A 6,613-nucleotide genomic window follows, 5' to 3' on the forward strand; every position below is an offset into this window, starting at 1 on the left:
GTTTTAAAAGACACTGCTCTAAACGACATCGCTTTAAAAGGCTCACAATGATCAATCTCTATTTGATGCGCCACGGTAAAACCGTCGGTCGGCCTGCGCTCAATGGTAAAACAGATGTGCTCGTTGAAGCGCATCGGCAAGAGCAGATCGCTCATACTTTGCTGAGATCCCGTTACTCCTTCTCAAACATCATTACTTCGCCGCTACGCCGTTGCCGTGATTTAGCGCAGCAACTGGTTTTACAGCAGCCGAAATTGGATTACCAAATTGAGCCTGATTTCCAAGAGATGGATTTTGGTGACGTCGATGGCGTAGCCTTTGATGAACTGCAATCGATGTGGCCAGTAGTGGAAACTTTGTGGACCAATCCGGCCCAACATCAACTACCGAATGCAGAAAACTTGGCCGATTTTCATCAGCGTGTAACTCGTGCTTGGGAGGCTCAGATTAAAGAGATCAAGCAAGACACTTTAATCATCGCTCATGGTGGAACAATCAGAATGATACTTGCCTATGTTCTAGGCACTGACTGGCAAAACCGCCATTGGTATAGTGTGTTGAATATCGACTATCAATCATTAACTCATATCCAAATAGGAAAAGATAACGCTGAGAATGTGAGTGTGAAGAGCATCGGAATTCAAATTTAGCACCGGGTGAGCATGCAGTAGAGTATGGAGTAACTATCAGATTTAATGATAGAATTCCCGGCAATTAACGCCGGCCTCTGGTTAAGCGTATTTTGTATAAGGTATTGAGACGATCGTTGATGAGTTAAGTTTACCCTTATCCATCTTGATAAGTGGGATCGCCTCAACATAAATTGCTTCTACAATTCATTAACATACCGCTGTGCAATAAAGGAGTAACGCATGACGAAGTCCCTTTTCCGCCAATCTTTCCTATTTGATAGTTTGGATTTAGACCAAGAAATGGTCACTGGCGAAATCAAAACGGCAGCTGGTATTACGCTTAAAGTGCTCTCGCGTGGAGTGCTCGAAGTGATTCCCGCTCATCTCAACGATGAGAGTAAGCACATCATTATTTCTTGCGGTATTCATGGTGACGAAACTGCGCCAATGGAATTAGTAAATAAGCTGGTGGATGATATTCAGTCAGGTTTTCAAGCGGTCCAACACCGCTGCTTATTTATTGTGGCTCATCCTCAGGCGACGAATCAACATACCCGTTTCGTGCAAGAAAATTTGAACCGTTTATTTGATGATAAAAAGGGCAATACCTCCCTAGAAAGAGAGATTGCACAGCATCTCAAACAGACAGTGAAAGACTTTTTCGAACACACCGCTGAGCAAAACCGGTGGCATCTTGATTTGCACTGTGCGATTCGTCACTCCAAACATTATTCGTTTGCCGTCAGCCCCAAATCTCGTCATCCTGTCCGCAGCCGCGCACTGATGGCATTGATTGAAAGTGCGCATATCGAAGCGGTGCTGCTTTCAAATTCACCCTCGAGTACCTTCAGTTGGTACAGTGCAGAGAATTTTGCCGCGCAAGCTTTAACGCTTGAGCTGGGACAAGTCGCACCTCTTGGTCAAAACAACCTAGAGCGATTAGTCGCGTTTGACTTAGCCATGCGCGATTTGGTAGCCAATGCGACACCTGAACACTTGCCAAGAAAGCCAACCATTTATCGTGTCAGCCGTACCATCGTCCGTTTGCATGACGATTTTGATTTCATGTTTGATGATAACGTCGAAAACTTCACCGCGTTTAAACATGGTGAGGTATTTGGTCATGATGGTGAAAAGCCACTCATGGCGAAAAATGAAGATGAAGCGATCGTATTTCCTAACCGAAAAGTGGCATTAGGCCAGCGCGCCGCGTTAATGGTGTGCAAAGTGGCGACACGCTATGAAGACGATCAATTGGTATACGATTAACCGATGGTACTTTTGGCTTGTTAATCTTTTGACCTGTTAACCTTTTGGTCTGTTGACAAGGTTAACAGGCGATTGCTTTGGTATATCACTTTCTATTTAAATGGCTTAACGGTAAGGTTAGGCCATTATTGTTTCTCTTACTTACATATAAGCGCATGACGTTCAATCAGTTACTCTTAAAAAAACAGCGTCGCTGGCATTACGCCCTCTACGCTATGCTGGCATTGTTGATTACGATGAGTGCGTTTTATTTGATGGTGGGTGAACTCTTTATCAGCCCATTTCACACTTGGTCACTACTGGAATGGCAGTTAGTGACTGAACTTCGTGCTCCTCGTCTGCTCTCTGCCGTCATCATTGGTGCTTCACTAGCCGTATCAGGCGCGGCGCTGCAAGTGCTATTAGGGAATGTTTTGGCAGAGCCGGGCGTGCTTGGTATTTCCGGTGGCGCCAGTGTGGCGATGGTAGTGGTGCTGTTTTTCTTCCCTGCCTTGGCCTCCCCTGAAATTTTCATGCTTTGTGCCGTAGTCGGTGCGATGGTGTTTACTCTTTTACTGGTCAGCATGGCTAAAGCGATGCGTTTAAGCACAACTCGCTTACTGTTGGTCGGTGTGGCGCTGGGTATTTTATCTGGTGCTGTGGTGACATGGGCGTTTTATTTCAGTAATGATCTCAGTTTAAGGCAACTGGTTTACTGGTTGATGGGCAGTATTGGTGGTGCAAGCTGGTATCAACATACGCTTTCATTAGCTGCGCTTCCGGTGATCATCTGGCTTGCTCTGCAAGGAAAAACGTTAGACAAACTGATGTTGGGCGAAACTCATGCAAAGCAGTTAGGTGTGGATGTGCATCGACTACGTTGGAAATTGATTTTTGCCGTGTCGCTGCTGGTAGGAGCTGCGGTGGCATTGGGCGGTGTGATCAGTTTTGTTGGGTTGGTTGTTCCGCATTTATTGCGCTTGGCGTTTGGTTCTGAAAACCGCTACCTTTTACCTATGTCGGCTCTGTTCGGCGCACTTTTACTGGTCTGCGCGGATACCGTTGCCAGAACGGCGCTTAATGCTGCTGAGCTTCCACTTGGTGTCGTCACTACCACCATTGGTGCGCCGATTTTTATTTGGATGTTGTTGAAAAACCATGATTCACGTTAATAGCCTGCAGGTTTCATCACGCTTATTGCCACTCTCTTTTACTTGCCAAGCGGGAGAGGTGCTGCATGTTATTGGGCCTAATGGCAGCGGAAAAAGCACTTTACTGTCGGCGTTAGCTGGCGTGACAGAGAGCCAAGGTGAGGTCTACATTGGTGATCTTCAGCTTTCAAGCGCATCGTTAGAGGCGCTGTCACTGCACCGAGCTTATTTGTCGCAAAACGACAAGCCTGTTTTTAATGTCGATGTTTATCAATATCTTGCCTTAGCGATCCCCAGTTGCGCCGATTTACATTCTCAGGCTGTTAATCAAGCCGTGGTTCATCTCACTCAACGATTGAATATTCAAGACAAATTGCATCGATCCATTCACCAACTGTCAGGCGGCGAATGGCAACGTGTCCGCTTGGCCGGTATTTGTTTGCAAATTTGGCCAACCTTAAACCCTTACGCGCAGTTATTGATATTAGATGAACCTGCGGCGCCTCTTGATATTGCTCAAGAAGGGTTGCTTTATCGTTTGATTGAAGAGGTTGCACAGCAAGGGATAGCGGTAGTGATGGCCAATCACGATCTCAATCGAACATTGCGCCATGCCGATCGCGCTCTGTTACTGCAAGATGGCGTATTGCAAAGTTCCGGCTCGGTTGAACAAGTATTAGAGAGCCAAGCGTTAAGTGCAGCGTTTCAGACTCAGGTGAAGCAGGTTGTTGTTGAAGGAAAGCCTTACCTTATCTTTGATTAAAAGCACAACTGTCGTGCAGTTAGCACACTTTTAGCGCATCAATGTGCTGAAGATAGAATGATAAAAATAGTAAGTCTATTAAAAACAAATGGTTAGGTTTTATGTGAAAGTTGGCACGCCAATCGCATTAATAGAATCGATACATTCTCGTTCTTGTTAGGCTTTTTATAAGTCTCTTAACCACCTTGCTCCCACAAGGTGGTTTTTTTTATCTGAGTCTTTGCAAGGTTATTGCGTCAATGAAGCAAGGTCAGCAGGACGGTAATAGACTGATTTGAGCACTTTACCTTGGCGAATCGTTTTGCCTTCAGAGACAAAATCTTGTGCGCATTTAGCAATAATGTAGTCGCCTTTTTGTACGGCCATCAGCTCAATACCTTGCTCAGCATAGTAGGCTTGGGTATCGGCATACTCTTTTTCATTGCGACATACTTTACTCATGTTCGAGCTGTGTACTTCATCCCAGCATGGAATAAATTCGATGCCACGATTTACGGCAACATTGAGCAGAAGATCAATCAAATAGCTGATCGCTAAGTTGTCACTCACTTGGCTATGTCCAAGGTGGACTAAACGACCCATCAAAACATACACAGTATCGATGATCGCATCCGCTTGTTCCGTTTTATTGTCAGCTTCAGCAAGTTCAGTCAACTCTTCAATCGCGAGCGAAGTATGCAACGTGTCAGCTTTATCGTTTAAGCTGCTGGCATCAGCAACGGGGAGATCAAAGGTGCTACGAAACTCGGTAATATCGCGGTAAAGATGATCGTAAATCTCTTGAGTAAGCTTGGATAAATGCATTATCTCGGTCCATTGGTTTGGTTAACAGGGATTGTGACGCGTAGTAACAAATTGATAGTAATAAACTGATAGTAAGAAAATGGATAGTAACAAACTGATGGCAAAGCTGCGACCCATGCCATCAGTTTGGTCAAAGAACAGAGTTACTTATTGAGAAACAAATAAGGAAACAGTTGGCGGCGTTCTTGGTCACTTAGAGCACTAACACGAGCGATATTGGTATCGGGAATCGCTTCTGGGTTAGGGTAGTGTTTGAGTACTTTTTCCATGCTCTCTTCGCGAATAAGATGGAAAATAGGGTGCGGCGAACGGTTAGTTAGGTTTTCGTCATCTTCGGGGCGTGTGCCGCCAAAACAGTAGTGAGGGTGAAAGGTAGCGACTTGGAAGATGCCTTGCCAATCTTGTTGCGTAATTAATGCTTCGACCCAATCGATAAAAAAGTTGTACTCAAAAAAATCTTCGAGCATGTTTGGCACTACCACTAAGGTAGTCTCAAGAGACTGTGCCGAGCTGCCTTCTAACTCTAGCAATTGTTGCAAAATGTCTTGCAGCAATTGTTCTTCAGTATCGGCTTCACTGACGAAAATTTTGATCTGTTGGTTACGTTGTGGTTTTGCGGCGAAAGGGCAGAGATTTAAGCCAATCACCACATCGTTAAGCCACTGTTCGACTTCAGTTGTGATGGCGGTTTTATTTATCGTTACGCTCATAGTGCTTATTAAAACAGTCAATTTGGCGCAAGCATAACATGAGTCTTTTGATAAAGTGAGTGGATAACACTACTTGATCAATTCATGCAGCGGTTTGCGGTGCGCAAGGGCGCGGTCATCATGGCGCAATTTCCAACAGAGAAAAAACATCGCCACATACAACACCATTCCACCCGAAACCACCACCGCCCAACCGCCATTTTGCCAGCAATAGAGTAAGAAAAACCCGCCAAGGCTGCCACCCACATAGTAATGAACCAAATACAGAGCGGTCGCGGTTGCTTTTGCGCTGCTGGCCTTTTGGCTCACCCATGAATAGGCGAGCGTATGAGTAAAAAACGCGCCGAAACTGATCAACATTAAACCGATCAGCATAAACGGGATCGATTCAACCAAAGCTAGCCACATCCCCGATAAACTGAGCAAGGCTCCCAACATCATGCCCGAAATGGCATTGTAGCGTTTTGTCCAGTTAGCGGTCAGTTTCGAGCTGAGTGTTCCCGCCAAATAACATAGGAAGATCAATGATGCTAAGCCAATCGGTAGCGAGTAGGGTTCGGCGACAAGCCGAAAGCCCATCACTGAGTAGAGATTAACAAACAGCGCGAAGTTAGTACCACCAATCAGCATCGCTAGCCACAGTGTGCGGTTAGAAAGATGTTTTACTAGCGCACGGTTGTGGTGAAAGAACAAGCCTCGTTGCGGCGTGAAATTACGTTGAATGGGTAGTAACCACAGCACAATGATGGCGCATACGAAAGTGAGTATGGCAATCACAATCACGGCTTGTTGCCAGCCAAAGGCATCGGTCAATATACCGCCTAAAATTCGGCCGCTAATGCCACCTAATGAATTCGCAGCAATATAACCGCCAATCGCTTGGCTAAATGCTTGAGGCGAAAGCTCCTCAGCCATGTAAGCCACGGCAACCGAAGCAAAGGCGGCCAATGCGACGCCCATCAGTGCACGTGTTAAAACCAGCACCCATAGCTGTTGGCTGATCAACATTAAGCTGCCGATTAATGGCATCATGAATAGCCCTAATAACATCACTTTGCGGCGGCCAAAGGATTCAGAGCTGATTGCCCAAGGGACTAAACTGACGGAGAGTGCGAGGGTTGATGCGGCAAATAACCAGTTAATTTGGGTTTCTGAAACCGCAAAATGCGTAGCAAGGTAGGGCAACATTGGCTGAAAAAGATAGAGATTACAAAAGACTAAGAACGAGCCGAGCGCAAGTCCCCAAGTGACTTTTCGGTATTCTTTACTGCCAATTTCGATCATGATTACGCTTCACTTACGTTA

7 protein-coding genes are annotated in these 6,613 nt (G+C 45.7%); 4 read left to right on the forward strand and 3 right to left on the reverse strand.

Annotated elements, in window-relative coordinates:
* The first annotated feature begins 47 nt into the window (after positions 1–47).
* From AACT21_RS04720 to btuD, 4 genes are all read left to right on the forward strand, one after another.
* Positions 48–650: a histidine phosphatase family protein gene (locus AACT21_RS04720; RefSeq protein ID WP_094163289.1), complete on the forward strand. Its 603-nt coding sequence runs from the start codon at positions 48–50 to the stop codon at positions 648–650.
* 222 nt (positions 651–872) lie between these two features.
* Positions 873–1,901 carry a succinylglutamate desuccinylase gene (locus tag AACT21_RS04725; protein ID WP_047691738.1) on the forward strand — a complete coding sequence of 343 codons (1,029 nt, stop codon included), beginning with the start codon at positions 873–875 and terminating at the stop codon, positions 1,899–1,901.
* Between the two features lie 155 nt (positions 1,902–2,056).
* Complete coding sequence (gene btuC, locus AACT21_RS04730) at positions 2,057–3,052, forward strand: vitamin B12 ABC transporter permease BtuC (protein WP_176430159.1); 996 nt, start codon at positions 2,057–2,059, stop codon at positions 3,050–3,052.
* The gene (gene btuD, locus AACT21_RS04735; protein ID WP_017044830.1) at positions 3,039–3,794 is read left to right on the forward strand and encodes a vitamin B12 ABC transporter ATP-binding protein BtuD; all 756 of its coding nucleotides are present in this window, start codon (positions 3,039–3,041) and stop codon (positions 3,792–3,794) included. The genes btuC and btuD overlap by 14 nt, the downstream gene beginning before the upstream one ends.
* 228 nt (positions 3,795–4,022) lie before the next feature.
* Here the strand turns inward: btuD and AACT21_RS04740 are convergent, their stop codons facing one another.
* The 3 genes from AACT21_RS04740 to AACT21_RS04750 form a co-directional block, all read right to left on the reverse strand.
* On the reverse strand, positions 4,023–4,598 hold the full coding sequence (locus AACT21_RS04740; RefSeq protein ID WP_010318603.1) for a nucleoside triphosphate pyrophosphohydrolase family protein: 576 nt from the start codon (positions 4,596–4,598) through the stop codon (positions 4,023–4,025).
* Positions 4,599–4,741: 143 nt separating this feature from the next.
* Entirely contained in the window at positions 4,742–5,308 is a 567-nt protein-coding gene (locus AACT21_RS04745; protein WP_094163293.1) for a DUF1415 domain-containing protein, read from the reverse strand.
* Between the two features lie 69 nt (positions 5,309–5,377).
* On the reverse strand, positions 5,378–6,592 hold the full coding sequence (locus tag AACT21_RS04750; RefSeq protein WP_013856650.1) for an MFS transporter: 1,215 nt from the start codon (positions 6,590–6,592) through the stop codon (positions 5,378–5,380).
* Positions 6,593–6,613 lie beyond the last annotated feature (21 nt).

The sequence above is a fragment of the Vibrio sp. V08_P9A1T1 genome (genome assembly GCF_963874405.1).
Classification (GTDB): domain Bacteria; phylum Pseudomonadota; class Gammaproteobacteria; order Enterobacterales; family Vibrionaceae; genus Vibrio; species Vibrio anguillarum.